The 25,113-nt window shown below is 69.8% G+C and carries 17 protein-coding genes; 7 read left to right on the forward strand and 10 right to left on the reverse strand.

The window, feature by feature from the left end:
• Positions 1–49: 49 nt before the first annotated feature.
• From ACFYR0_RS04545 to ACFYR0_RS04565, 5 genes are all read left to right on the forward strand, one after another.
• A complete protein-coding gene (locus ACFYR0_RS04545; protein WP_389321794.1) occupies positions 50–727 on the forward strand; it encodes a DUF3000 domain-containing protein in 678 nt (225 codons plus the stop codon).
• A gap of 338 nt (positions 728–1,065) precedes the next feature.
• Positions 1,066–1,728: a LuxR C-terminal-related transcriptional regulator gene (locus ACFYR0_RS04550; protein ID WP_386380843.1), complete on the forward strand. Its 663-nt coding sequence runs from the start codon at positions 1,066–1,068 to the stop codon at positions 1,726–1,728.
• A 170-nt stretch (positions 1,729–1,898) separates the two neighbouring features.
• Positions 1,899–3,185 (forward strand): ribonuclease D, encoded by a 1,287-nt coding sequence (locus ACFYR0_RS04555; RefSeq protein WP_389321796.1) that lies wholly within the window; start codon positions 1,899–1,901, stop codon positions 3,183–3,185.
• A gap of 243 nt (positions 3,186–3,428) precedes the next feature.
• Complete coding sequence (locus tag ACFYR0_RS04560) at positions 3,429–4,646, forward strand: thiolase family protein (RefSeq protein ID WP_389321798.1); 1,218 nt, start codon at positions 3,429–3,431, stop codon at positions 4,644–4,646.
• Positions 4,643–6,772 (forward strand): 3-hydroxyacyl-CoA dehydrogenase NAD-binding domain-containing protein, encoded by a 2,130-nt coding sequence (locus ACFYR0_RS04565; protein ID WP_389321800.1) that lies wholly within the window; start codon positions 4,643–4,645, stop codon positions 6,770–6,772. The genes ACFYR0_RS04560 and ACFYR0_RS04565 overlap by 4 nt, the downstream gene beginning before the upstream one ends.
• A 153-nt stretch (positions 6,773–6,925) precedes the next feature.
• Here the strand turns inward: ACFYR0_RS04565 and ACFYR0_RS04570 are convergent, their stop codons facing one another.
• Positions 6,926–7,948 carry a hypothetical protein gene (locus ACFYR0_RS04570; RefSeq protein WP_389321802.1) on the reverse strand — a complete coding sequence of 341 codons (1,023 nt, stop codon included), beginning with the start codon at positions 7,946–7,948 and terminating at the stop codon, positions 6,926–6,928.
• A gap of 79 nt (positions 7,949–8,027) precedes the next feature.
• On the opposite strand from ACFYR0_RS04570, the gene ACFYR0_RS04575 reads away from it, so the two are divergent.
• Positions 8,028–8,390 (forward strand): NTP pyrophosphohydrolase, encoded by a 363-nt coding sequence (locus tag ACFYR0_RS04575; protein ID WP_389321804.1) that lies wholly within the window; start codon positions 8,028–8,030, stop codon positions 8,388–8,390.
• A 120-nt stretch (positions 8,391–8,510) separates the two neighbouring features.
• On the opposite strand, the gene ACFYR0_RS04580 is transcribed toward ACFYR0_RS04575, so the two are convergent.
• From ACFYR0_RS04580 to ngcE, 9 genes are all read right to left on the reverse strand, one after another.
• Positions 8,511–10,019: an amino acid permease gene (locus ACFYR0_RS04580; RefSeq protein ID WP_389321806.1), complete on the reverse strand. Its 1,509-nt coding sequence runs from the start codon at positions 10,017–10,019 to the stop codon at positions 8,511–8,513.
• A gap of 139 nt (positions 10,020–10,158) precedes the next feature.
• Complete coding sequence (dxs, locus tag ACFYR0_RS04585; protein WP_389321808.1) at positions 10,159–12,081, reverse strand: 1-deoxy-D-xylulose-5-phosphate synthase; 1,923 nt, start codon at positions 12,079–12,081, stop codon at positions 10,159–10,161.
• A 229-nt stretch (positions 12,082–12,310) separates the two neighbouring features.
• Positions 12,311–13,615, reverse strand: coding sequence for a sugar ABC transporter permease (locus tag ACFYR0_RS04590; protein WP_389321810.1), 1,305 nt, complete (start codon positions 13,613–13,615; stop codon positions 12,311–12,313).
• Positions 13,612–14,403 (reverse strand): ATP-binding cassette domain-containing protein, encoded by a 792-nt coding sequence (locus ACFYR0_RS04595; RefSeq protein WP_386380835.1) that lies wholly within the window; start codon positions 14,401–14,403, stop codon positions 13,612–13,614. Before ACFYR0_RS04595 ends, ACFYR0_RS04590 begins: the two co-directional genes overlap by 4 nt.
• Before the next feature lie 186 nt (positions 14,404–14,589).
• Positions 14,590–15,702 (reverse strand): sugar ABC transporter substrate-binding protein, encoded by a 1,113-nt coding sequence (locus ACFYR0_RS04600; RefSeq protein WP_389321812.1) that lies wholly within the window; start codon positions 15,700–15,702, stop codon positions 14,590–14,592.
• Positions 15,703–15,822: 120 nt separating this feature from the next.
• A complete protein-coding gene (locus ACFYR0_RS04605) occupies positions 15,823–17,022 on the reverse strand; it encodes an ROK family transcriptional regulator (RefSeq protein ID WP_389321814.1) in 1,200 nt (399 codons plus the stop codon).
• Positions 17,023–17,403: 381 nt separating this feature from the next.
• Positions 17,404–18,348, reverse strand: a complete 945-nt coding sequence (locus tag ACFYR0_RS04610; RefSeq protein WP_389321816.1) for a carbohydrate ABC transporter permease — start codon at positions 18,346–18,348, stop codon at positions 17,404–17,406.
• A gap of 20 nt (positions 18,349–18,368) precedes the next feature.
• Entirely contained in the window at positions 18,369–19,298 is a 930-nt protein-coding gene (locus tag ACFYR0_RS04615) for a carbohydrate ABC transporter permease (RefSeq protein WP_389321818.1), read from the reverse strand.
• A 138-nt stretch (positions 19,299–19,436) separates the two neighbouring features.
• The gene (gene ngcE / locus ACFYR0_RS04620; protein WP_389321820.1) at positions 19,437–20,891 is read right to left on the reverse strand and encodes an N-acetylglucosamine/diacetylchitobiose ABC transporter substrate-binding protein; all 1,455 of its coding nucleotides are present in this window, start codon (positions 20,889–20,891) and stop codon (positions 19,437–19,439) included.
• 416 nt (positions 20,892–21,307) lie between these two features.
• Here ngcE and ACFYR0_RS04625 point away from each other — a divergent pair, with 416 nt between their 5' ends.
• Entirely contained in the window at positions 21,308–25,051 is a 3,744-nt protein-coding gene (locus tag ACFYR0_RS04625; protein WP_389321979.1) for a GH92 family glycosyl hydrolase, read from the forward strand.
• Positions 25,052–25,113 lie beyond the last annotated feature (62 nt).

Raw genomic sequence — 25,113 nt, forward strand, 5'->3', positions numbered from 1 at the left:
CGGGTGTCTTGCCCTGCGCGCGACCCCCGTTCCCCTTACTCTTCCCCGCATGGCTGCGGCTCAGGGACGACTGTCGGACGACGCTGGCGGAATGGACGAGGCGAAGGGGACCGAGGAGGCGGAGCGGCAAACGGACACAGGGCCACCGCCGCCTTTCCGGGCAGCAGTCGACGCGCTGCGCGCGGCCCGGCTGCGTCCGCAGATCGAGGTGGAGCAGACCCCGGCGCCCCGGCGGCTGGCCCCGTTCGCGTACGCGCTGGAGGCCACCGTCGTGGACGGCGACCAGGACCTGGCCGACGGGCGGCTGGTACTGCTGCACGACCCGGCCGGGCACGACGCCTGGCGCGGCACGTTCCGGCTGGTGACGCTGGTGCGCGCGGAGCTGGAGCCGGAGATGGCGGCCGACCCGCTGCTGCCGGACGTCTGCTGGACCTGGCTGACGGGCGCGCTCCAGGCGCGCGGGCTGACGTACGGCGAGCCGAGCGGCACGGTCACCCGGGCGAGTTCTCATCACTTCGGGGGGCTGTCGGCCCGCCCGGCCGCCTCGCAGATCGAGATCCGGGCGTCGTGGACACCGCGCGAGGGCCTGGGCGGGGTTCCGGACACGGGGGCGCATCTGGGGGCCTGGTGCGATCTGCTGGCGCAGGTCGCGGGGCTGCCGCCGGCCGGTCCTGGCGACGCGTCGGTGGTCACGCTGCCGCAGCGGCGCGGCCCGCAGTCGCGCTGACCCCCCGCTCCGGCCGCTCGCGTCTCGGGCCGGCCTTCCCTTTCGGCCTTCCCTTTCGGCCTTCCCTTTCAGCCTTCCCTTCGGCCGTCGCGCACGGCCGTCTCCGGGGGCGCCGACGGTTCGATCCGGCTCCCGTGCGGCCGTCTCTTTGTCGATACGGCCACTTTCAATCAGGAGCGGTCGATCGAACGAACCGATTCGGTCACCGAACGATCGATCGCCTGTCCGAATTGCACTAATTGTTACTCACTAGATCGTGATCATTTCCTAAAGGGCACCGGGTTTACTGCCGAAGACGACTGTGACCTTGACAGCCGTCCCGCACCCCAGGAGGCCCGGTGTCCGTTCTTCTTGAGCAGCCCGCAAGCCTGGTCGCCTACCGTCCGAACAAGCCCACCGCCATGGTCGTGGTCGCCGATCCGCGCGTCCGCTCCACCGTCACCCGCCATCTGTGGGCGCTCGGTGTGCGCGACGTGATCGAGGCGTCGTCCGTGGCCGAGGCCCGTCCCCGCATCGGCAATCCCCGCGACATCTGTGTCGCCGACGTCCATCTGCCCGACGGCTCCGGCCTGACCCTGCTCTCCGAGACCCGCGCCGCGGGCTGGCCCAACGGCCTGGCCCTGTCGGCGGCCGACGACATCGGCGCCGTGCGCAACGCCCTCGCGGGCGGAGTGAAGGGCTACGTCGTCACCGGCACCCGCTCCAACGTCGGGCTCCCCACCCGCCCCGGTGCCGCCCCCATCGGCGCCGCGGCCGCCCGGCTCCACCGCCGCCCCCCGGGTGCCCCGAGCCACCCGGGCGGCTACCGCGAGCTGTCGGGCCGTGAGGTCGAGGTGCTGCGCCTGGTCGCCGAAGGCCAGTCGAACAAGGCCATCGGTGTCTCGATGGGGCTGTCCGCCCTGACCGTGAAGAGCCATCTCGCCCGCATCGCCCGCAAGCTCGGCACGGGTGACCGCGCTGGAATGGTGGCGGTGGCACTGCGCACCGGAATCATCCACTGACCCGACCGCCCCGCGCGGACCCGGCCACCCGGCCCGGCCCCGCCCTCCTCCGGCCACCGCGCCGACGTGAACCCGTCGTTTCCCCGGCCTGACCGGTTTACGACCCCTGGGTGCCCGTCGACGGAACGTTCCGTCGGCGGGGCCCGTCCACGCATGGATACCCTTGACAGGTGACCGACGCCCAAGAGACCGCAGCAGACACATCACTGCGAACCACCGGGGGCGCCCCTCCGGAAGACGACGGATCTTCTGCTGCCGGGGCGCCGATCCCTCTCCTCGAACCCCGTGAGGGCATTCCGCCCGTCGTCGCGGACGACGCCGCCCTCGCCGACGTGATCGCCCGCCTCGCGGCCGGCTCCGGCCCCCTCGCCGTCGACGCCGAGCGCGCCTCCGGCTACCGCTACGGACAGCGGGCCTATCTGGTGCAGCTGCGCCGCCAGGGCGCCGGCACCGCGCTGATCGACCCCGTGGCCTGCCCCGACCTGTCCGGCCTGGGCGAAGCGCTGTCGGGCGTGGAGTGGGTGCTGCACGCCGCCACCCAGGACCTGCCCTGTCTGCGCGAGATAGGCATGGTCCCCGAGCGGCTGTTCGACACCGAGCTGGCCGGCCGCCTCGCCGGGTTCCCGCGGGTCGGCCTGGGCGCGATGGTCGAGTCCGTCCTCGGCTACGTCCTGGAGAAGGGCCACTCCGCCGTCGACTGGTCCACCCGCCCGCTGCCCGAGCCCTGGCTGCGCTACGCCGCCCTGGACGTCGAGCTGCTGGTCGACCTGCGCGACGCGCTGGAGAAGGAGCTGGACCGGCAGGGCAAGCTGGAGTGGGCCCGCGAGGAGTTCGACGCCATCGCGACCGCGCCGCCGCCCGAGCCCCGCAAGGACCCCTGGCGCCGTACGTCCGGGATGCACAAGGTGCGGCGCCGGCGGCAGCTGGCCGTCGTACGGGAGATGTGGGAGACGCGGGACCGGATCGCGCAGCGGCGGGACGTCTCGCCCGGCAAGGTGCTGTCCGACACGGCCATCGTGGAGGCCGCGCTGGCCGTCCCCGCCGGCACCCACGTCCTGGCCACGCTCAACGGCTTCGGGCACCGGATGGGGCGCCGGCAGCTGGAGCAGTGGCAGGCCGCGGTCGAGCGGGCCAAGGCGCTGACCGAGTCGCAGCTGCCGCAGCAGGGGCAGTCCGTCGCGGGTCCCCCGCCGCCGCGCGCCTGGGCCGACAAGGACCCCGTCGCCGCGGCCCGGCTGTCCGCGGCCCGGACCGCCGTGACCGCGCTCGCCGAGCGGCTCGCCATGCCACAGGAGAACCTGATCACCCCCGACACCGTGCGGCGGATCTGCTGGGAGCCGCCGAAGGCGGTGGACGCCGAGTCCGTCGCGGCGGCGCTGGCGGGGTACGGGGCCCGGCCCTGGCAGGTCGCACAGGTGACGCCGGTCCTGGTGGACGCGCTGTCCGTCCCCGAGTAGTACCGGGCGCCGGGACGGGCGACGGGCGGGCGTTCGCGGTGTCGCAGGAGGGCACAAGTGGAACAGTGGCGTCGAGATCAGGCCAAGATCCCCGGAGGACGCGGGGGCGGCGCGGTGTGACCTTCGCCGCTCCCTCCTCCAGGGCTGTGCAGCTACGTTACTCGTAAGTAGCATGGGTCTGAGCGCGCGCTCAGTGCATGCGTGTCGCAGCAGTGCCATCCCGCACCCTGGAGGAGAGCCATCGTGCCTCGTACCGTCAGGGACGTCGTGTTCGTCGACGGCGTCCGCACCCCGTTCGGCAAGGCGGGCCCGAAGGGCATCTACCACGAGACCCGGGCCGACGACCTGGTCGTCAAGGCGATCAGGGAGCTGCTGCGCCGCAACCCCGGTCTGGACCCCAAGAAGATCGACGAGGTCGCCATCGCCGCGACCACGCAGATCGGCGACCAGGGCCTGACCCTCGGCCGCACGGCGGGCATCCTGGCGGGTCTCCCGCAGTCCGTCCCGGGCTACTCGATCGACCGTATGTGCGCCGGCGCCCTGACCGCCGTGACCACGACGGCCGGTTCGATCGCCTTCGGCGCCTACGACGCCGTCATCGCCGGCGGTGTCGAGCACATGGGCCGCCACCCCATGGGCGAGGGAGTCGACCCGAACCCGCGCTTCGTGTCGGAGAAGCTCGTCGACGAGTCCGCCCTGTTCATGGGTATGACCGCCGAGAACCTGCACGACCGCTACCCGACCATCACCAAGCAGCGCGCCGACGAGTACGCCGTGCGCTCGCAGGAGAAGGCCGCCAAGGCGTACGCCGACGGCAAGATCCAGCAGGACCTGGTGCCGATCTCGGTGCGCCGCACCAACCCCGAGGCCGGCGAGACCGGCTGGGGCCTGGTCACGGCCGACGAGCCGATGCGCCCGGGCACGACCCTGGAGAACCTCCAGGGCCTGAAGACCCCCTTCCGCGTGCACGGCCGGGTCACCGCCGGCAACGCGGCCGGTCTGAACGACGGCGCCACCGCGTCGATCATCGCGAGCGAGGACTTCGCCCGCGAGAACGACCTGCCGGTCAAGATGCGCCTGGTCTCCTACGCCTTCGCCGGCGTGGAGCCCGAGGTCATGGGCTACGGCCCGATCCCGGCCACGGAGAAGGCGCTCGCGCAGGCGGGCCTGTCCATCTCCGACATCGGTCTCTTCGAGATCAACGAGGCCTTCGCCGTCCAGGTCCTCGCCTTCCTGGAGCACTACGGCATCGCCGACGACGACGCGCGCGTCAACCAGTACGGCGGCGCGATCGCCTACGGCCACCCGCTGGCCTCCTCCGGTGTGCGTCTGATGACGCAGCTGGCCCGCCAGTTCGAGGAGCAGCCGCACGTCCGCTACGGCCTGAACACCATGTGTGTCGGGTTCGGCATGGGCGCCACCGTCATCTGGGAGAACCCGCACTTCGAGGGGGACAAGTGAGCACCACCGCTGAGCTTCTGAAGGGTGCGGCCGAGCTGTTCCCCGACGAGGTCGTGACGTCCGCGCACGTCCGCCACCTCGACCTGCCGTTCGGCGCCGGGCGCTTCGCGCTCATCACGCTGGACAACGGCTTCGACCACACCAAGCCGACCACCTTCGGCCCGCAGTCGCTGGCGAACCTCAACCTCGCCGTCGACCAGGTCGAGAAGGAGGCCGCGGACGGCTCGATCGTCGGCGTCGGCATCACCGGCAAGCCGTTCATCTTCGCGGTCGGCGCCGACCTCAAGGGCGTCGAACTGCTGAAGCGGCACGAGGAGGCCCTGGCCATCGGCAAGGGCGGCCACGACGTCTTCAAGCGTCTGGCCGGTCTGGCCGTGCCGACCTTCGCGTACTACAACGGTGCCGCCATGGGCGGTGGCGTCGAGGTCGGTCTGCACTGCACCTACCGGACCGTGTCGAAGGCCCTGCCGGCCTTCTCGCTGCCCGAGGTCTTCCTCGGTCTGGTCCCGGGCTGGGGCGGCTGCACCATCCTGCCGAACCTGATCGGTGCCGAGAACGCCGTCTCGGTGATCATCGAGAACAGCCTCAACCAGAACAAGCAGCTCAAGGGCAAGCAGGTCTTCGAACTGGGCATCGCCGACGCCCTGTTCGAGGGTGCCGACTTCCTGGAGCAGTCCCTGCTCTGGACCGCGTCCGTACTCAAGGGCGACATCGTGGTCGAGCGCCCGGCGATCGACCGCGGCGAGGCCTGGGACCAGGCCGTCGCCAAGGGCCGCTTCATCGCGGACTCCAAGGTGCACGGCGCCGCCCCGGCCGCCTACCGCGCCCTGGACATCATCGAGGCGTCCAAGGACGGCGACCTCCAGAAGGGCTTCGACGCCGAGGACGTCGCCCTCGCCGACCTGATCATGGGTGGCGAGCTGCGCTCCGGCATCTACGCCTTCAACCTGGTGCAGAAGCGCGGCAAGCGCCCCGCCGGCGCCCCGGACAAGAGCCTGGCGCGCCCGGTCACCAAGGTCGGCGTCGTCGGCGCGGGCCTGATGGCCTCGCAGCTGGCGCTGCTGTTCCTGCGCCGCCTCGAGGTGCCGGTGGTCCTCACCGACATCGACCAGGAGCGCGTCGACAAGGGTGTGGGCTACGTCCACGCCGAGATCGACAAGCTGCTCGGCAAGGGCCGGATCAACCAGGACAAGGCCAACCGCCTGAAGGCCCTGGTCACCGGTGTCCTGGACAAGGCCGAGGGCTTCGCGGACGCGGACTTCATCATCGAGGCCGTGTTCGAGGAGATGACGGTCAAGCAGAAGGTGTTCGCGGAGGTCGAGGCGGTCGCCCCGGCGCACGCGATCCTCGCCACCAACACCTCCTCGCTGTCGGTGTCGGAGATGGCCTCCAAGCTCCAGCACCCGGAGCGCGTGGTCGGCTTCCACTTCTTCAACCCTGTCGCGATCCTCCCGCTGCTGGAGATCGTCCGCGGCGAGCAGACCGACGACGCCTCCCTGGCCACGGCCTTCGGCGTCGCCAAGAAGCTGAAGAAGACCGCGGTGCTGACGAAGGACGCCCCGGCGTTCGTCGTGAACCGCATCCTGACCCGTTTCATGGGCGAGATCCAGAACGTCATCGACGAGGGCACCCCGGTCGCCGTCGCCGAGAAGGGCGTCGAGCCCCTCGGTCTGCCGATGTCGCCGCTGGTCCTGCTGGAGCTGGTCGGTCCCGCGATCGGCCTGCACGTCTCGGAGACCCTCAACCGGGCCTTCCCCGAGCGCTTCACGGTCTCCCCGAACCTCAAGGCGGTCGTCGAGGCCGGCAAGCGCGGCTTCTACGTCTACGACTCCGGCAAGCCGGAGCTGGACCCCGAGGTCGCCGCGCTGCTCAAGCAGGGCGATGTCGTCCTGACCGAGGAGCAGGTGCGCGACCGCGTGCTCGACGCGGTGGCCCAGGAGATCGGGCTCATGCTCGACGAGGGTGTCGTCGCCGAGGCGCAGGACATCGACCTCTGCCTGATCACCGGCGCCGGCTGGCCCTTCCACCTGGGCGGCATCACGCCGTACCTGGACCGTGAGGGTGTCAGCGAGCGGGTGAACGGCAAGCGGTTCCTGGAGCAGGGCGTGGCGAGCGTTCCCGCGTAGCGCTCGGCTTTGGCGCCGGTGCCCCGCACACCTGGGTGGTGTGCGGGGCACCGGTGTTTGTGTTTGAGGGCGGTGCGGCTTTCCGGGTGCGGGTTGTGTGTGGCTTGTCGCGCCCACGCGGCGGAGCCGCACATGGACACAGTCCCGCGCCCCTTATGGGGCGTTGCACTCCTGCCAGGGTTCCAGGGCCAGGCCCGGTTCCTCCTTGCGGCGGGTGATGCGGAGGGTGCCGTCGGGGGTGAGGGTGGCGGCGGTGACGCGGCCGGTGCCGTCCACCGTCAGCGCCACGCGGGTGCCCGGTGGTAGTTGGGGGCCCGACTCCGTCCACCACAGGCCCGCCGTCTCCCCCTCGGTCGGGTAGGCGGCGAAGGCGACCCGGCCGGAGGCGGAGCGCTGGGCGAGCACGGTGCAGTCGTGGCCGTCGATGTCGCAGCGCAGCAGCGCCACCGGGCCCGGACCGGCCGCGGCGAGGAGCGGGGCCGGCTCACCGCCCTCCCGCCAGGCGTACAGCATGCCGTCGGGTGCGGCGTAGAACAGGGTCGTGTGCTCCTTGGAGGTGGGCAGTGCGGCCAGCGTGCCCGGCTCCACGTCGGCGGTCAGCGGATCGGCCGCCACCGGCCGGCCGCCCGGCTCCTGCTGGAGCCAGCGCAGGACACCCGTGGGGTTGGTGGCGTACACCTCGATCCGGCCCGACTCCCCCGTGACCGCGACGAGTTGGTCGTGCACCCTGGAGCCGCGCAGGTCGTGCCAGGTGTTCCAGCCGCCGCGCTCCTTCTGGTTGACGGTCTGCACGCCCTTGCCGCGGTTGCGCACGAAGAGGTACGCGCGGCCCTCGGCGTCGACCGCGACGGCGGGCTCTCCGGTGCGCTCGCCCTGCTTGTTGGGGTGGCCGACCGGGGCCCAGTCCAGTGCGGCGAGCAGGGGCCGGAAGTGCGTGGAGTGCACCAGGCCGGACTCACCCGAACGAGTGGGCCGCCAGGCGACCAGATGGGCATAGCCGTCGGCGCCCTGGCCCACCGCGAACCCGGCGTGCAGCTGCTGGGCGCCGCCGATCCTGCGGGGTGCCTGCCAGGTGCCGCCCGGGGCGAACTCGGCGCGGCACAGGACCGCGTCGTCGGAGGGGAGATAGACACTCAGACGGCCGTCGCGGCCGCGTATGAGCCAATTGCCGTTCACTGCGCGAACCATGGGCACGGAGTCACTCTAATCGGACGGCGGAGGTCCGCCCGCCCGCAGGGCGTGGGACGCTGAGGGCATGAGTGCCCCCTTGCTGGTGATCGTCGACGGCGCGAACGTCGTGGGGTCCGTGCCGGACGGATGGTGGCGTGACCGGCGGGGGGCCGCGGAGCGGCTGCGGGACCGGCTGGCGGCCGACGGGGTGCCGGGGCGGGACGGGCCGTTGGAGATCGTGCTCGTGGTGGAGGGGGCCGCGCGCGGGGTGTCGTCGGTGCCGGGGGTCCGGGTGGAGTCCGCGGGCGGGAGCGGTGACGATCTCGTCGTGGAGCTGGTGGCCACCGCGGGGCGGCCCTGTCTCGTGGTGACCGCGGACCGGGAGTTGCGGGGGCGGGTGGGGGCGCTGGGGGCGGAGGTCGTGGGGCCGCGCTCGGTCCGGCGCTGAGTCCGTTGACGGCAAGGGGCGCGGGCCGGGCGGCCTGCCACCTGCCCTGGTCCTTCGTGTTGCGGCCGTGGGTGGGTCGTGGCTGGTCGCGCAGTTCCCCGCGCCCCTTGGGAGCCGGTGTCAGGCCTCTCCGGGGCCCGGCGCCCTGACCGTCTCCTCGTGGCGGCCGAGGCGGCTGTGGGAGCGGCCGTAGAGGAAGTAGACGACGATGCCGACGACCATCCAGCCGGCGAACCGGAGCCAGGTCTCGGTGGGGAGGTTGAGCATCAGCCACAGGGAGGCCAGGACCGAGAGGATCGGCAGGAACGGCACCCAGGGCGTGCGGAAGGAACGGGGCAGGTCGGGGCGCGTACGGCGGAGGATGATCACGCCGATGGCGACGACGACGAAGGCGAACAGGGTGCCGATGTTGACCAGTTCGGCGAGCTCGCTCAGCGGGGTGAAGCCGGCCACGATCGCGATGATCACGCCGAGCAGGATGGTCGGCCGGTGCGGCGTCTTGTACCGCGGGTGGACACGGGAGAAGAAGCGCGGCAGCAGTCCGTCGCGGCTCATGGCGAAGAAGACACGGGTCTGGCCGAGCAGGAGGATCATGCAGACCGTGGTGAGGCCGACGGCGGCGCCGAAGCTGATGAAGCCCGCGAACCAGGGGTGTCCGGTGGCCTTGAAGGCGTCGGCGAGCGGGGCCGTGACCGACAGGTCGGTGTAGTGCTGCATGCCCGTCACGACGATCGACACGGCGACGTACAGGGCGGTGCAGATGAAGAGGGAGCCGAGGATGCCGCGCGGCATGTCGCGCTGCGGGTTGCGGGTCTCCTCGGCGGCGGTGGCGACGACGTCGAAGCCGATGAAGGCGAAGAAGACGACGGACGCGGCCGTGAAGATGCCCATCACACCGAAGTTGGAGGGGGCCCAGCCGAAGATCAGCTGGATCAGCGGCGCCTGGAGGCTCTCGCCGGCCGGCACCTCCTGGCTCTTCGGGATGAACGGGTCGTAGTTGTTGCCGTCGATCAGGAAGGCACCGGCGATGATCACGGTGAGCACGACGGTCACCTTGATCGCCACGACCACCGAGGTGACGCGCGCGGAGAGCTTGGTCCCGAGGACGAGGATCGCGGTGAGCACCAGGACGAGCGCGGCGGCGAGGATGTCGAAGCCGAAGCCGTCGGCGCCGTCACGGGTGCCGAGCGCGTCGGGCAGGTGCCAGCCCGCGTTGTCCATCAGGGAGGCGATGTAGCCGGACCAGCCGACCGCCACCACCGCCGTGCCGAGCGCGAACTCCAGGACGAGGTCCCAGCCGATGATCCAGGCGGGCAGTTCGCCGAGGGATGCGTAGGAGAAGGTGTAGGCCGAGCCGGCCACCGGGACGGTGGAGGCGAACTCGGCGTAGCAGAGCGCGGCGAGGGCGCAGACGACACCCGCCGCGACGAAGGCCAGGGCCACCGCGGGCCCCGCGTTGTTCTTGGCCACCGTCCCGGTCAGGACGAAGATGCCGGTACCGATGATCACGCCGACGCCGAAGACCGTGAGGTCCAGGGCCGACAGGGATTTCTTGAGTGCGTGCTCGGGTTCCTCGGTGTCGAGGATGGACTGCTCGACCTTCTTCGTCCGGAAGAGGGTACTGCTCACGGGTTTACCTCCCACTTGTCGTCCTCGACATGATCGAGAGGGGGTGCACCACGTATGCCCCGGCACGAGCGCCTTCACGCGGATGGGCCGGTTTCACCACTCCGACAGTGGTGAAACCGGCCCATCCGGGTGCATGCGGTCAGTCGCGCGCGGCTTCGACCTCGGCCGTGGCCGCCTCGTCGTACCGGCCGTCGAGCCGGGCCACGAGGCCGGTGACCTGGCGGGCGATGTCGGGCGCGGTCAGGCCGATCTCGGCCAGGACCTCGCCGCGGGAGGCGTGGTCGAGGAAGCGCGGCGGGATGCCGAAGTCGCGCAGCGGCACGTCCACGCCCGCGTCGCGCAGGGCCTGGGCGACGGCCGAGCCGACTCCGCCGACCCGGGAGTTGTCCTCGACGGTGACGACGACGCGGTGCCGGTCCGCGAGCGGGGCCATGGCCTCGTCCACGGGCTTGACCCAGCGCGGGTCGACGACGGTGGTGGTGATGCCCTGCCGGTCGAGCAGACCGGCGATCTCCAGGCACATCGGCGCGAGGGCGCCGACGGAGACCAGCAGCACGTCCGGGGTGTCGGTGCCGGGCTCGCGCAGCACGTCCATGCCGCCCACCCGGCCCACGGCGGGCACGGCGGGGCCGACGGCGCCCTTGGAGAAGCGGACCACGGTCGGCGCGTCCTCGACCTGCACGGCCTCGCGCAGCTGGGCGCGGACCTGCTCGGCGTCGCGCGGGGCGGCGAGCCTGAGGCCGGGTACGACCTGGAGGATCGACATGTCCCACATGCCGTTGTGGGAGGCGCCGTCGGTGCCGGTGACACCGGCGCGGTCCAGGACGAAGGTCACCCCGCACTTGTGCAGGGCGACGTCCATGAGGACCTGGTCGAAGGCCCGGTTGAGGAAGGTGGCGTACACGGCGAACACGGGGTGCACGCCCGCGTGGGCCAGGCCCGCGGCGGAGACGGCGCCGTGCTGCTCGGCGATGCCGACGTCGTAGACGCGGTCGGGGAAGCGCTTGGCGAAGCGGTCCAGGCCCACCGGCTGCAGCATCGCCGCGGTGATGGCGACGAGGTCCTCGCGCTCCTCGCCGAGCTTGACCATCTCGTCGCCGAAGACGGACGTCCAGTCGGCGCCGGAGGAGGCGATGGGCAGGCCGGTGTCGGGGTGGATCCTGCCGACGGCGTGGAAGCGGTCGGCCTCGTCCTGGAGAGCGGGCTGGTAGCCGCGGCCCTTCTCGGTGAGGCAGTGCACGATGACCGGCCCGCCGAACCGCTTGGCGCGGGCCAGCGCGGACTCCAGGGCCTCGATGTCGTGGCCGTCGATCGGGCCGACGTACTTCAGGCCGAGGTCCTCGAACATGCCCTGCGGGGCGATGAAGTCCTTCAGGCCCTTCTTGGCGCCGTGCAGGGTCTCGTAGAGGGGGCGGCCGAGGACCGGGGTGCGGTCCAGGAGGTCCTTGGTCCGGGCGAGGAAGCGCTCGTAGCCGTCGCTGGTGCGCAGGGTGGCCAGGTGGTTGGCGAGGCCGCCGATGGTGGGCGCGTAGGAGCGCTCGTTGTCGTTGACGACGATGACCAGCGGGCGGTCCTTGGCCTCGGCGATGTTGTTCAGCGCCTCCCAGGCCATGCCGCCGGTGAGGGCGCCGTCGCCGATGACGGCGGCGACGTGGGCGTCGCGCTTCATCAGCTGGTTCGCCTTGGCGATGCCGTCGGCCCAGCCGAGCACCGTGGAGGCGTGGCTGTTCTCGATGACGTCGTGCTCGGACTCGGCCTGCGAGGGGTAGCCGGACAGGCCGTCCTTCATCTTCAGCCGGGAGAAGTCCTGCCGGCCGGTGAGCAGCTTGTGGACGTAGGACTGGTGGCCGGTGTCCCAGAGGACCTTGTCCTTCGGTGACTCGAAGACCCGGTGCAGGGCGATGGTCAGCTCCACCACACCGAGGTTGGGGCCGAGGTGGCCGCCGGTCTTGGACACCGCGTCCACCAGGAAGGTCCGGATCTCCTCAGCCAGCTGGTCGAGCTGCTCCAGGCTGAGCCGGTCCAGATCGCGCGGTCCCCTGATGCGGGTCAGCAGCGGCACCCGTGCCTCCTTGCAGTAGAGCTGATCGAGCTGTTGCCGGGCTGTCGAGTCTAATGTTCCGCCCGGCCGCACGGTTCCCGGGCCGGTCCACAGATCACGCAATCGGGTCTACCCGACAACGTGGTGACGGGGAAACGCGCCGAAAGGGGCGCGGGGAACTGCGCGACCGGCCGCATACAAGCGGCAGCCGCCAGTCCACCCGCGCCCCTACGGCGCTAAGGCGCTACAGCTATGCCCGACCCGCGGTCTTCTGGGTCTTGCGGGTGATGGAGTCGATGACGACCGTGGTGAGCAGAACACCGGCGGTGATCATGTACTTCACCGGCTCGGCGATGGACTCCAGCTGGAGGCCGTACTGGATCGAGACGATCACCAGCACACCGAGCAGGGCGTTCCAGGTGCGGCCACGGCCGCCGAACAGCGAGGTACCACCGATCACGGCGGCGGCGATCGCGTTCATCAGCAGGTCACCGGTACCGGCGGACTGGTTGGCGGAGGCGATCTTCGAGGCCAGGAACAGACCACCGATGGCGGCGAAACCGCCGGAGATCGCGAACACCGAGATCCGGACCGCGGTGACGTTGATACCCGCGCGCCGGGAGGCCTCGACGCTGCCGCCGAGCGCGAAGACCTTGCGGCCGTACGCCGTGCGACGCAGCAGGAAGTCGGTCGCGACCAGGAAGACCAGGAAGATCACCGTGGCCAGCGGCAGGCCCTTGTACTGGTTGTACATGGCAGCCGCGGCGAAGGCGATGACCGCCAGCAGACCGGTCCGCAGCAGCGTGTCGCTCAGCGGACGGAACGGGATGCCCACCGCCTCACGACGGCGGTTGCCGAGGAAGGAGGTGAGGAAGAACACCCCGACGACCACGGCGGCCAGACCGTACGCGGCGGCGACGTCGCTGAAGTAGTACGTGGTCAGCTTGCCGATGAAGCCGTCGCTGGCGAGGTTGATCGTGCCGTTCTCGCCCAGCGTCTGGAGCATGAAGCCGAGCCAGAACAGCAGGCCCGCCAGGGTGACGGCGAACGCCGGAGCGCCGAGGACGGCGAAGAAGAAGCCGTGCAGGGCGCCGATGGCACCGCCCGCGGCGATGGCGAACAGTACGGCCGCCCACTCGGGCCAGCCCTGGTTCACCGCCAGGACGGCGGCGATGGCGCTGGCCGCGCCGCTGACCGAGCCGACCGACAGGTCGATCTCGCCGAGCAGCAGCACGAAGACGATGCCGACCGAGATCATGCCGGTGCCGACCATCGTGATCGTGATGTTGTTCAGGTTCTCCGCGGAGAGGAACGCGGAGTTCAGGCTCTGGAAGACGACGCAGATGACGATCAGGCCGAGGATGACGGGCAGCGAGCCGAGCTCACCGGCCTTCATCTTGCGCTTGAACTCACCGAGGTAGCCGGCCAGGCCCTGCTCCTGCACCAGCAGGCGCGGGTCGACGGCGACGTCGGAACCGGCGGCCGCCTCGGGGTTCTCCACGAGGCCCTGGTCCTGCGGAGTCGTTTCTGCCGCGGAGGTCTTGTCGATGCTCACTTGGAAACCTCCCCACTCGTGCGCGCCGCACGGCGGGTCACGGCGTTGTCGGTGGCGCCGGTGATGGCGGAGATGATCTCCTCCTGCGAGGTCGTCTTGACCTCGAACACACCGTTGTTGCGGCCGAGGCGCAGCACGGCCACCTTGTCGGCGACCGCCTTGACGTCGGCCATGTTGTGGCTGATGAGCACGACGGCGTGGCCGCGCTCGCGCAGCCGCTCGACGAGGTCGAGGACCTGTGCGGTCTGCTCCACGCCGAGGGCCGCGGTGGGCTCGTCGAGAATGACCAGCTTCGGCTCTCCGAGCATGGACCGGGCGATCGCCACGGTCTGGCGCTGGCCGCCGGAGAGCGAGGCGATCGGGATCCGCACACTGGGGATGCGGATCGAGAGGGTCTTCAGCAGTTCGAGGGAGCGGCGCTCCATCTCGACCTCGTCGAGGACGCCGCGCTTGCTCACCTCGCGACCGAGGAAGAGGTTGCCGACGACATCGATGTTGTCGCACAGCGCGAGGTCCTGGTAGACCGTCGCAATGCCCAGGGACTGGGCGTCGTGCGGCCGGTTGATAGCAACGGCCTTGCCTTCCCACTCGATGACGCCCTCATCGATGGGATGCACGCCGGCGATCGTCTTGACCAGCGTGGACTTTCCGGCGCCGTTGTCGCCCACCAGGGCGACGACCTCACCGGCGTGGACCTCGAGCTCTACGTCGGTGAGCGCCTGGACGGCACCGAATCGCTTGGAGACCCCGCGCAACGCCAGAACAGGCGTAGCGGACACGTGAACCATCTCCTTCGCCGCCTGACCCGGCGGAAGGTAGTGCTAAGAGTTGGGGGATGTTCCGTCCGGCGCCCCGCACGAGCTTGCGGGGCTGGTATGAGCGGGGCGCCGGAGGAGCCTTGGAGGCGGCCGTCCGGTACGGGAACTCAACGCTGGGTTCCCGTACCCGTGTGGACCTGCCGTGCCTCGGGGGTGCTACTTGATGCCGGCCTTGTCGCAGGCGGCCTTGTACTTGCCCGTGCAGATCTCGGCGGCGGTGTAGACGCCGTCCTTGATGACCGTGTCGTTGATGTTCTCGACGGTCAGCGAGGTGACGGGGACCAGGACGGACGGAACGTCCTTGGCGCTGTCGCTGGTGACCTTGTCCTTGGCGACGGTGGTGACGTCCTCGCCCTTGGCGAGCGCGACGGCCATCGCGGCGGCGGCCTCGGCCTCGGGAGCGTACGGCTTGTAGACGCTCATGAACTGCTCACCGGCGACGATGCGCTGCACGGCCGCGAGCTCGGCGTCCTGGCCGGTGACCGGGATGCCGCCGATGCCGGCCGCGTTCAGGGCGGTGATGATGCCGCCCGCCATGCCGTCGTTGGCGGAGTAGACGCCGACGATCTTGTCCTTGCCGAGAGCCGAGATCGCCGCCTCCATGTTGGCGTTGGCGTTCTCCGGCTTCCACTCCTTGGTGTCGTACTCCTTGCCGACCTTCACCTTGCCGTCGAGGACGGAGTGCGCGCCCTCCTTGAACTTGGCGGCGTTCGGGTCGGTGACGGAGCCGTTCATCATGACGATCTGGCCGCTCTTGGCCTTGTCGCCCAGCTCCGCGAGGAGCGCCTCGCCCTGGGTCTTGCCGACCTGGACGTTGTCGAAGGACGTGTAGGCGCTGATCGGGCCCTCGGCGAGGCGGTCGTAGGCGACGACCTTGATGCCGGCGTCCACGGCCTTCTGGACCGAGTTCTTGATCGCCTTGGCGTCGACGGCGTCCAGGATGAGGACGTCCACCTTGTTGGTGATCATGGTGTCGACCTGCTGCGCCTGCAGGTTCGCGTCCTGCTTGGCGTTGTTGTACTCGACGGTCGCCTTGCCGTTCGTCAGCTCCTTGATCTTCTGCTCGATCAGCGGGCGGTCGAACTTCTCGTAGCGAGCGGTCTGGTTCTCCGGGAGGAGAAGGCCGACCTTGATGTCGTCGCCCTTGGCGGCCGACGGCGAGGAGTCGCTGCCACCTTCGGCCTTGTCCGCGCTGCCACAGGCGGCGAGGGATACGGCCATTGCACCGGCGGCGATGGCCACGGCGGCACGACGCATACGCGTGTTCATTCAGAAACCTCCCTGACGAGGCCGCGTCGTTGCGGCCGAGGTGGCTGGAAGTCAACTCGGCCACACGTGCGACGTCAAGAAGTAAATCCTTAACGAGATGGCAACGGTGCCATCCGTTCTCTAAGTGAAGGCAGGCGCAGCGGTCGGCAGCGTGCCGTCCAAAAGGGTCGAATCGCCCACCTCGCCGAGTGCGAGGGCGAGCGCCCCGAGTACCTCCGCACGGCCACCAAGTGCTCCCGGGAGAACGGACAGTTGGCGCGCCGCGCTGGGGATCGCGTAGCGGCCGACAGACTCCCTGATCGGCCCGAGGACGAGCTCACCGGCCTCGGCGAGATCACCGCCCAGGACGACCCGGCTCGGGTTCAGCAGGTTGCAGAGATTGGCGACTCCACTGCCGATGTGTCGGCCGACGTCGGCGATCACCCGACGGCAGCCCGGATCTCCGTCCCTGGCCAGCCGTACGACACCCTCCATGGTCAGGTCGGTGCCGTGACTGGGCTGGAGGAGCGGCAGCACATAGCGCGCCGCCGCGAAGGTCTCCAGGCAGCCGCGATTACCGCAGCGGCAGACAGGGCCGGATTCATCGAGTGTAATATGTCCGATTTCTCCCGCAGTGCCACCGGGCCCGCGGTAGATCTTCCCGTCGATCACGAGACCGGCCCCGACACCGCTGGAGACCTTGATGTAGGCCATGTCCCGCACGCCCTTGCCGGCCCCCCAGACGAGCTCTCCGAGGGCGCCCAGATTGGCGTCGTTGTCCACGTGCACGGGTACGCCCAGACGGCCGCGCAGCTCCTCCGCGGGGCGCGTGCCGCTCCAGCCGGGCAGAATGGCGGTGGAGCCCAGCTGGCCGGACTCCACGTCGATCGGGCCGGGCACGCCGAGGCCCACTCCGGCGATCTTGGACCGGTCCACGCCGGTGACCGCGACCAGGCGGCCGACCAGCTCTTCCGCCCGGTCGAAGCCCTGCTCGGCGGACGCGTCCACGTCCAGCGGCTCGGACTCCTCGGCCAGCACCTGATGGGCCAGATTGCCGAGCGCCACCCGGAGGTGGGTATGCCCGAAGTCGATTCCTATGACGATCCCGGCGTCCCCGCTCAGACTGACGCTGCGGGCCCTGCGGCCGCCGGCCGAGGTCGGTGTGACCTCGACGGTTCCGCCGTCCTTCAGTTCACGGACGATGTTGGAGACCGTCGCCGCCGACAGGCCCGTCGTCCGCGCGATCTCCGCCTGTGTCAGGGATCCCGCCAGCCGGACGGCTCGGACCACCCGCTCCAGGTTGGCTCGGTGCAGCGACGACTGCGACCCCGGAGTCTCCACGACGACCTCCTGCGCGCGGGACCGCTTCGGTGAGGCCCCGTCTATGTCCAACTAGTGAACTCTAAGCTGAGCTGTTCGGGTTGCCTCCCGTCAAGAGGTTGAACAATTTCAGGAGGCGGCGACACAGCGAGGCACGCCGCTCCCCGGGGCGGGAACGGCGTGCGTTCGGGTGAGAGCTCTGGGTTACTTCAAGCGCGGTCCCGTGTCATTGCGGGGCCGGGCGCGGCCCGGTCCGGGGGCGCCGGGACAAGTCGGTCGGGGTTACGCCATTCGGGTGATCCCGCCTCGCTCCGGGGGCCGGGCGGGTCTCCCCCGGGCCGGGCGGGTCTCCCCCGGTCGCCCCGGGGCCGGCCGATCCGGGCTCCCCGGGTGACCTCAGGGTCACTTCAGGGTCGCCGAGGTCAGTCCGGCCTGGACCTGGCGCTGGAAGGACAGGTACACGACCAGCATGGGGATCATGGCGATGCTCACGCCGGCGAACAGGACCGGCAGGTCGGTGGCGTAGCCCTGCTGCTGCTGGAGCTGGATCAGGCCCTGGGTGAGGACATAGCGCTCGGGGTCGTCACCGCTCTGCGGCTGCATCAGGACCGTGGGCAGGATGAACTGGTTCCACTGCCCCAGCGTGTTGAAGATGCCCACGCTGATCAGGCCCGGCTTGGCCATCGGCAGCATCACCTGGAAGTAGGTCCGCGCGTGCGAGGCCCCGTCCAGGATCGCCGCCTCGAACACCGCCGTCGGCAGGGTCCGGAAGAACGCGTGCATGAAGAACACGGTGAACGGCATCGAGTAGGCGACGTAGACCAGGATCAGACCCTGGTAGGTGTTCAGCATGTCCAGCCGCTTGACCATGAAGAACAGCGGGACCAGGGCCAGGAACACCGGGAACATCGCGCCGGCGACGAAGAAGTAGTACAGGAACCGGTTGCCCCAGAACTGGTAGCGGGCCAGGACGTAGGCGGCCATGGAGCCGAAGAGCATGGTCAGCGGCACCGAGAAGGCCAGCACGATGACCGTGTTCAGGAAGTAGTCCCCGATGCCCTTGTCCCAGGCGCGGGCGAACACGTCCAGGGACCAGTTCTGCGGCCAGCCGAAGGCCGAGCCGCCGATCTGGGCGTCGGTCTTGAAGGAGCTGAGCACCAGCCACAGCAGGGGCAGCACGATCAGCAGGGCCCACACGGCGAGGAAGCCGTGCGAGAAGACGTTCAGCACGACGCCCTCGCCCCGGCCGCCGCCGGGGCGGACGGGGATCCTGTCCGGGGACCGCTGTGCGGGTACGGCCGCGCCCTGCTTGACGGGGGCGCTGGTGTCGTCGATGGGTGCGCTCATGTCGGTCGTCTCTCTCCCGCTCAGAACTCGATGCGCTCGCGGCGGGTGGCCCGCAGCATGACCACGGACAGGATCAGGGTGAGCACGAGCATCACCACGCCCATGGCGCAGGCGTAGCCGCTCTTGCCGTAGATGAGGAAGTTGCGCATCATCGCCGTCGCCATGACCTCGCTGTGATGGTCGGGGCCGCCGCCGAACTCGCCCGCGGTCATCGTGGACACCAGGATGAACATGTCCATGGCCGCGATACCGAGGTACACCCAGGCGGTCTGCACGGAGTCCCACAGCAGGGGCAGCGTGATGCGGAAGAAGGACTGTCCGCGCCCGGCGCCGTCGATCAGGGCGGCCTCGTAGATGTCGCGCGGAATGGACTGCATGGCCGCCGAGAACAGCACCAGATAGAAGCCGACGCCGTGCCAGACGACGACCAGCATCAGCATCCACAGCACCATGTTCGGCTCGTTGAGCCATTCCACCGGACTGCTCTCGTCGACCAGTCCGAGTTTCATCAGCAGGCCGTTCAGCATGCCGCCGCTGTCACTGCGGTACACGGCCCCGAACAGCACCGCGAGAATCGCCAGCGACAGCACCTGCGGAAAGAAGTACACGACCTTGTAGAACTTCGATCCCGCGACGCCCGCGACCCCGCCGGCCCGGCTGCGGCCGCCCGCGTTCAGCATGAACGCGAAGAACAGCGCGAGCAGAATGGTGATCACCGGGATGAACACCAGGAACAGGATGTTGTGCCAGATGGCACCCAGGAAGATGTCGTCCTGGAACAACTCCTTGTAGTTGTCCAGACCGATGAACTCGAACGTCTGGGACTGGCCCTTCCAGTCGGTCAGCGAGTAGCCGATCGTCTGGAGATAGGGCCAGATCACGAAGACGAGATACAACGCCACGGGGACGAACAAGAACCCCGCTACGAACCGGTGCTGCCCTTTACGCATCGAACACCCTGCCCCTGTCGTCCCCGAGGGGCGCGGGGGCTGTACCCGATATGCGGCCGCCGCCGCGTGTGCGCGACACGCCGCGATGAACCACACCCCTGAACAGCACCCACGCCCCCACGGCGAAACCCGAATTCGCTATTCCCGGCGGTTGTTCTTGGCCGCCGGGTCCTTCGCGGCCTCGTTCACCGCAGCCTGCGCCCGCTTCAGCCACTCCGCGGGCTGGATGCGCTTGGCCATCAGCTCGTTGGACGCGTTCTGGATGGCGGTGTCCATCTCGCTGTACCACTCCGTGTACAGGAACCGGAAGGTGTTGTCACCGGCGGCCTTGGACGCCTCGACCGTGGACTGCGTGCCCGGCCGCAGCTGGACGCTCGGGTCCACGCCGTCCTTGAGGATGGTCAGCGAGTTCGCCTCCTTGGCGAACAGCGTCGACCACTCGCGGGACAGCATCATCCGCATGAACTCCTGCGCCCCAGCCAGGTTCTTGGCCTTGGAGGGGATGATGAACGGCTCGCCGGAGCCGGCCCGGATCGCCTCGTACGGCATGGCGCTGTCCGGCAGCAGCGGCATCGGCATGAACCTCATGTCGAAGTCCGCCGGGGTCTGCTTCAGCTGCTCGTTCTCCAGCCACGAACCACAGGTGATGAAGGCGGCCTTGTACTGGTTCCAGCGGGTCTGCGACTCGGTGTGGGTCAGGCCGTTGGTGCCGGGCAGCAGATAGCCCTTCTCGACGACCTCGTAGACCGCCTCGACCGCGGCCTTCGCGGCGTCGGAGCCGACGAACGCGTTCGGCTCGAGGTTGTCGATCGCCTTCATGGCCTCCAGACCGCCGGTCTTGGCGATCAGGTCCATGATGGCGACGTTGATGTAGTACGGGTACTTGCCCTGGTGCGCGAGGCCGCCGATGCCCTGGGACTTGGCGTCCTTGCAGATGGCGAGGAAGTCGTCCCAGGTCTTGGGCTCCTCCCAGCCCTTCTCCTCGAAGAGCTTGCCGGAGTACCACAGACCCCACACCGTGTAGATGTAGTTGAGGGCGACGATCTTGCCCTCCTGCATGCCCGCGTCGAGCGTGCCGGGGATCAGGGTGTCGCGGACCTTCTTCGAGGGGTCGTCCACCGAGGGCGCGTCCAGGACCGCGGCGAGGTCGAGGAGCTGGCCGTTCTTGTAGAGGACGTCGATCTTGATCTTCTGCGCGCCGGAGTTGTCGACGATGTCCGGCGGATTGCCGCCGTTGAAGCGCGGCTGGAGTTTTCCGGTGATCTCCTGGGTGCCGGTGTGGGTGGAGGTGACGCCCCACTTCTTCTGGAAGCTCGCCTCCCACACCTTGGCGTACTCGTCGCCGTAACCGCCCTTGAAGATGACGACGTCGAGTTTGCTGCCCTTCTTCACACCGAAGGGGTTGTCCTTGGACGTCTTGCCCTTGGTGTCCTCGCTCGTTTCGTCGCCGCCGCCGCTGGCACAGGCGGACAGCACGCCCATCGACGGCACGGCGATCAGGCCGAGCGCGGCGGACCGCTTGATCAGATCGCGGCGGCCGACACCCGCGTCGGAGTTCTCGGCACCATTGTTCTCGGCGGAAGTGGATCCCATGCTCAAGTCCTCGCCTTCTCCAGGACTCAGGCGGTGAACCGGATCCTCGCCGGCACCGCGGTGGGGTCAAGCTGGGTCGTGCACGAACTGCTCCGGGACGCTGGTGAAGGTCCGGGATCGCCGACAGGTATAGTCCACTTCCCGCCAGCGGAGCAAGATCGAATGCAAGGTTCGCTGTTGGTCTTTTCCGAGTTGAGACCTCACGGAAATATCCGCCGCCCGATCGATCACGACCGGAGGAATTCGCGACAACACCCCCGGACGCCACAGTCAACACCCTTGACACGCCTGACCACTTGCACCCCTACTTGACCCTGCGCACGAAGTTGACAACGTTGTCCAAAGTGCAGGGAGGGCTCGTGCACAGAGTTCGGCACAGATGGGGTACGGCGGCGGCGCTGACCGCCGTCCTCACCCTGGCGGTGGGCTCGCAGGGTGTGGCGGTCGCCCTGCCGGAGAAACCCGACGCCGTCGGCCGGGAGTTCACCTCCTCCTTCGAGGCGGGCGAACCGGCACCGGACTGGCTGAACACGGTCGACACCGCGCCCGACGGCACCAAGCGCGCCTCGGAGGTGGACGGCGGATACGGCAGCGGCATCCCGGGCAATGTGACCGACCACGTCACGGACGTCCGGGCGAGCGGCGAGAACACCGGCGCCGGTGAGGTGAAGGAGAACCTCGTCGACGGCGAGCCGAGCAGCAAGTGGCTGGTCTTCCAGCCGGCCGGCTGGGCCGAGTTCGAGATGGACAAACCGGTCAAACTGGCGACTTACGCCCTGACTTCGGCCAATGACTTCGCCGAGCGGGACCCGCGCGACTGGACGCTGAAGGGCTCCGCCGACGGCACCGACTGGAAGACCCTGGACACCCGGAGCGGCGAGACCTTCACCGAGCGCTTCCAGACCCGGACCTTCGACCTCGCCGAACCGGCCGAGTACCGGTACTTCCGGCTGGAGATCACCCGCAACAACGGCGCCCTGACCATCACCCAGCTCGCCGACGTCCAGTTCTCCACCGGCGGCGGCCAGGGACCGGTGCCGCAGGACATGCTGTCGCTGGTCGACCGGGGCCCGAGCGGCTCGCCGACGGCTAAGTCGGCGGCCGGCTTCACCGGGAAGCGGGCGCTGCGCTACGCGGGCCGCCACACCTCCGAGGGCCGGGCGTACTCGTACAACAAGGTCTTCGACGTGGACGTGGCCGTGCACCGCGACACCCGGCTGTCGTACCGGATCTTCCCGGCGATGGCCGACGGCGACCGCGACTACGACGCCACCCATGTCGCGGTGGACCTGGCCTTCACCGACGGCACGTATCTCAGCGACCTGAAGGCGACCGACCAGCACGGCTTCGCGCTCAGCCCGCGCGGACAGGGCGCGGCGAAGATCCTCTACGTCAACCAGTGGAACAACGTCGTCTCGCGGATCGGCGCGGTCGCCGCGGGCCGCACGATCGACCGCGTCCTCGTCGCCTACGACTCCCCCGCGGGCCCGGCCCGGTTCCGCGGCTGGCTCGACGACGTCAGGATCGCGCCCGCCGCCCCCGAACGCCCCAAGGCGCATCTGGCCGACTACGCGATCACCACCCGCGGCACCAACTCCAGCGGCGGCTTCTCGCGCGGCAACACCTTCCCCGCGACCGCCGTTCCGCACGGCTTCAACTTCTGGACGCCGGTGACCAACGCGGGCTCGCTGAGCTGGCTGTACGACTACGCCCGAGGGAACAACGCGGACAATCTGCCCACGATCCAGGCGTTCAGCGCCAGCCATGAGCCGAGCCCCTGGATGGGCGACCGGCAGACCTTCCAGGTGATGCCGTCCGCCGCCGCGGGCACCCCGGACCCCGGCCGCGAGGCCCGTGAACTGGCCTTCCGGCACGAGAACGAGACCGCGACGCCGCACTACTACGGCGTGACCTTCGAGAACGGCCTCAAGGCCGAGATGACCCCGACCGACCACGCCGCGGTGCTGCGCTTCACCTACCCCGGCGACGACGCGAGCGTGCTGTTCGACAACGTCACCGACCAGGCGGGACTCACCCTCGACCGGGACAGCGGCACCTTCACCGGATACTCCGACGTGAAGTCCGGCCTGTCCACGGGCGCCACCCGGCTGTTCGTGTACGGCGAGTTCGACAAGCCGGTGAAGGAGGGCTCCGCCGCCGGGGTCAAGGGACATCTGCGTTTCGACGCCGGCCCCGACCGGACCGTCACCCTGCGCCTGGCGACCTCGCTGATCAGCGTCGACCAGGCCGAGGACAACCTGCGCCAGGAGATCCCGGACGGCACCTCCTTCGAGGACGTGCGCTCCACGGCACGGCGCGCCTGGGACCGGCTGCTCGGCAAGGTCGAGGTCGAGGGCGCCACGCCGGACCAGCTGACCACCCTGTACTCCAGCCTGTACCGGCTGTACCTGTACCCCAACTCCGGCTTCGAGAAGGTCGGTTCGCAGTACAAGTACGCCTCCCCGTTCTCGCCGATGCCGGGCCCGGACACCCCGACGCACACCGGCGCGAAGATCGTGGACGGCAAGGTGTACGTCAACAACGGCTTCTGGGACACCTATCGCACCACCTGGCCGGCCTACTCGCTCCTGACCCCCACTCAGGCGGGCGAGCTGACCGACGGGTTCGTGCAGCAGTACAAGGACGGCGGCTGGACCTCCCGCTGGTCCTCCCCCGGCTACGCCGACCTGATGACCGGCACCTCCTCCGACGTGGCGTTCGCCGACGCCTACGTCAAGGGCGTCGACTTCGACGCGAGGGCGGCCTACGACGCGGCGGTGAAGAACGCCACGGTCGTGCCCCCGTCCTCCGGCGTCGGCCGCAAGGGCATGACCACCTCCCCCTTCCTCGGCTACACCAGCACGGCCACCCACGAGGGCCTGTCCTGGGCCCTGGAGGGGTATCTCAACGACTACGGCATCGCGAGGATGGGCCAGGCCCTCTACCGGGAGACCGGCGAGCGGCGCTACCAGGAGGAGTCCGCGTACTTCCTCGACCGCGCCCGCGACTACGTCAGCCTCTTCGACACCCGGGCCGGCTTCTTCCAGGGCCGTGACGCCAAGGGCGCCTGGCGGGTCGACTCCGCGAGCTACGACGCCCGCGTGTGGGGCTACGACTACACGGAGACCAACGGCTGGGGCTACGCCTTCACCGCCCCGCAGGACAGCCGGGGCCTGGCCAACCTCTACGGCGGCCGCTCCGGCCTCGCCGACAAGCTCGACACGTACTTCGCCACGCCCGAGACGGCCTCCCCCGAGTTCGTCGGCTCCTACGGCGGTGTCATCCACGAGATGACCGAGGCCAGGGACGTCCGCATGGGCATGTACGGGCACTCCAACCAGGTCGCCCACCACGCGATCTACATGTACGACGCGGCCGGGCGGCCGTGGAAGGCGCAGGAGAAGGTCCGCGAGGTGCTGGCCCGGCTCTACACCGGCAGCGAGATCGGCCAGGGCTACCACGGCGACGAGGACAACGGCGAGCAGTCGGCCTGGTTCCTGTTCTCCGCGCTCGGCTTCTACCCGCTGGTGATGGGCAGCGGCGAGTACGCCATCGGCTCCCCGCTGTTCACCAAGGCCACCGTGCACCTGGAGAACGGCCGGGACCTCGTGATCAAGGCGCCCCGCAACAGCGCCCGCAACGTGTACGTCCAGGACGTGCGCCTCAACGGCGTCGAGTGGCGGTCGACCTCGCTGCCGCACTCCCTGCTGGCGCGCGGCGGTGAGCTGGAGTTCGAGATGGGCCCGCGGCCGTCCGCCTGGGGCACCGGACGCGGGGCCGCACCGGTCTCCATCACCCGGGACGACAAGGTGCCGTCACCGCGCGCGGACGTCCTGAAGGGCTCCGGCGCCCTGTTCGACGACACCTCGGCGACCGAGGAGACCGTCACCTCGGTCGACCTGCCGGTCGGTGAGCGGACCAGGGCCGTGCAGTACACGCTCACCTCGCCCGCCGACCACACCCGGGCGCCGGCCGCCTGGACGCTCCAGGGCTCGGACGACGGCACCACCTGGAAGACCCTGGACGAGCGGTCCGGGGAGACCTTCCGCTGGGACCGGCAGCTCCGGGCGTTCACCGTGGCCGCTCCGGGTGTCTACGGGAAGTACCGGCTGGTGCTCGACGGCGGGGCGACCGTATCGGAGGTCGAACTGCTCGCCTGAGCCGCGGAGTCGGGAGCCCGGTGCCGATCACCGCGTCCCGGCCGCCCGGGAGTGCCGAACCC

The organism is Streptomyces sp. NPDC005017, assembly GCF_042873115.1.
GTDB lineage: Bacteria > Actinomycetota > Actinomycetes > Streptomycetales > Streptomycetaceae > Streptomyces.

Excerpts from the sequence above, each read along its gene's own strand:
- ACFYR0_RS04545 (WP_389321794.1), top strand. The coding sequence starts at position 50 with ATGGCTGCGGCTCAGGGACGACTGTCGGACGACGCTGGCGGAATGGAC.
- ACFYR0_RS04575 (WP_389321804.1), top strand. The coding sequence starts at position 8,028 with ATGAGTGCCCCCTTGCTGGTGATCGTCGACGGCGCGAACGTCGTGGGG.
- ACFYR0_RS04595 (WP_386380835.1), bottom strand. The coding sequence starts at position 14,403 with ATGGTTCACGTGTCCGCTACGCCTGTTCTGGCGTTGCGCGGGGTCTCC.
- ACFYR0_RS04600 (WP_389321812.1), bottom strand. The coding sequence starts at position 15,702 with ATGAACACGCGTATGCGTCGTGCCGCCGTGGCCATCGCCGCCGGTGCA.
- ACFYR0_RS04610 (WP_389321816.1), bottom strand. The coding sequence starts at position 18,348 with ATGAGCGCACCCATCGACGACACCAGCGCCCCCGTCAAGCAGGGCGCG.
- ACFYR0_RS04615 (WP_389321818.1), bottom strand. The coding sequence starts at position 19,298 with ATGCGTAAAGGGCAGCACCGGTTCGTAGCGGGGTTCTTGTTCGTCCCC.
- ngcE (WP_389321820.1), bottom strand. The coding sequence starts at position 20,891 with ATGGGATCCACTTCCGCCGAGAACAATGGTGCCGAGAACTCCGACGCG.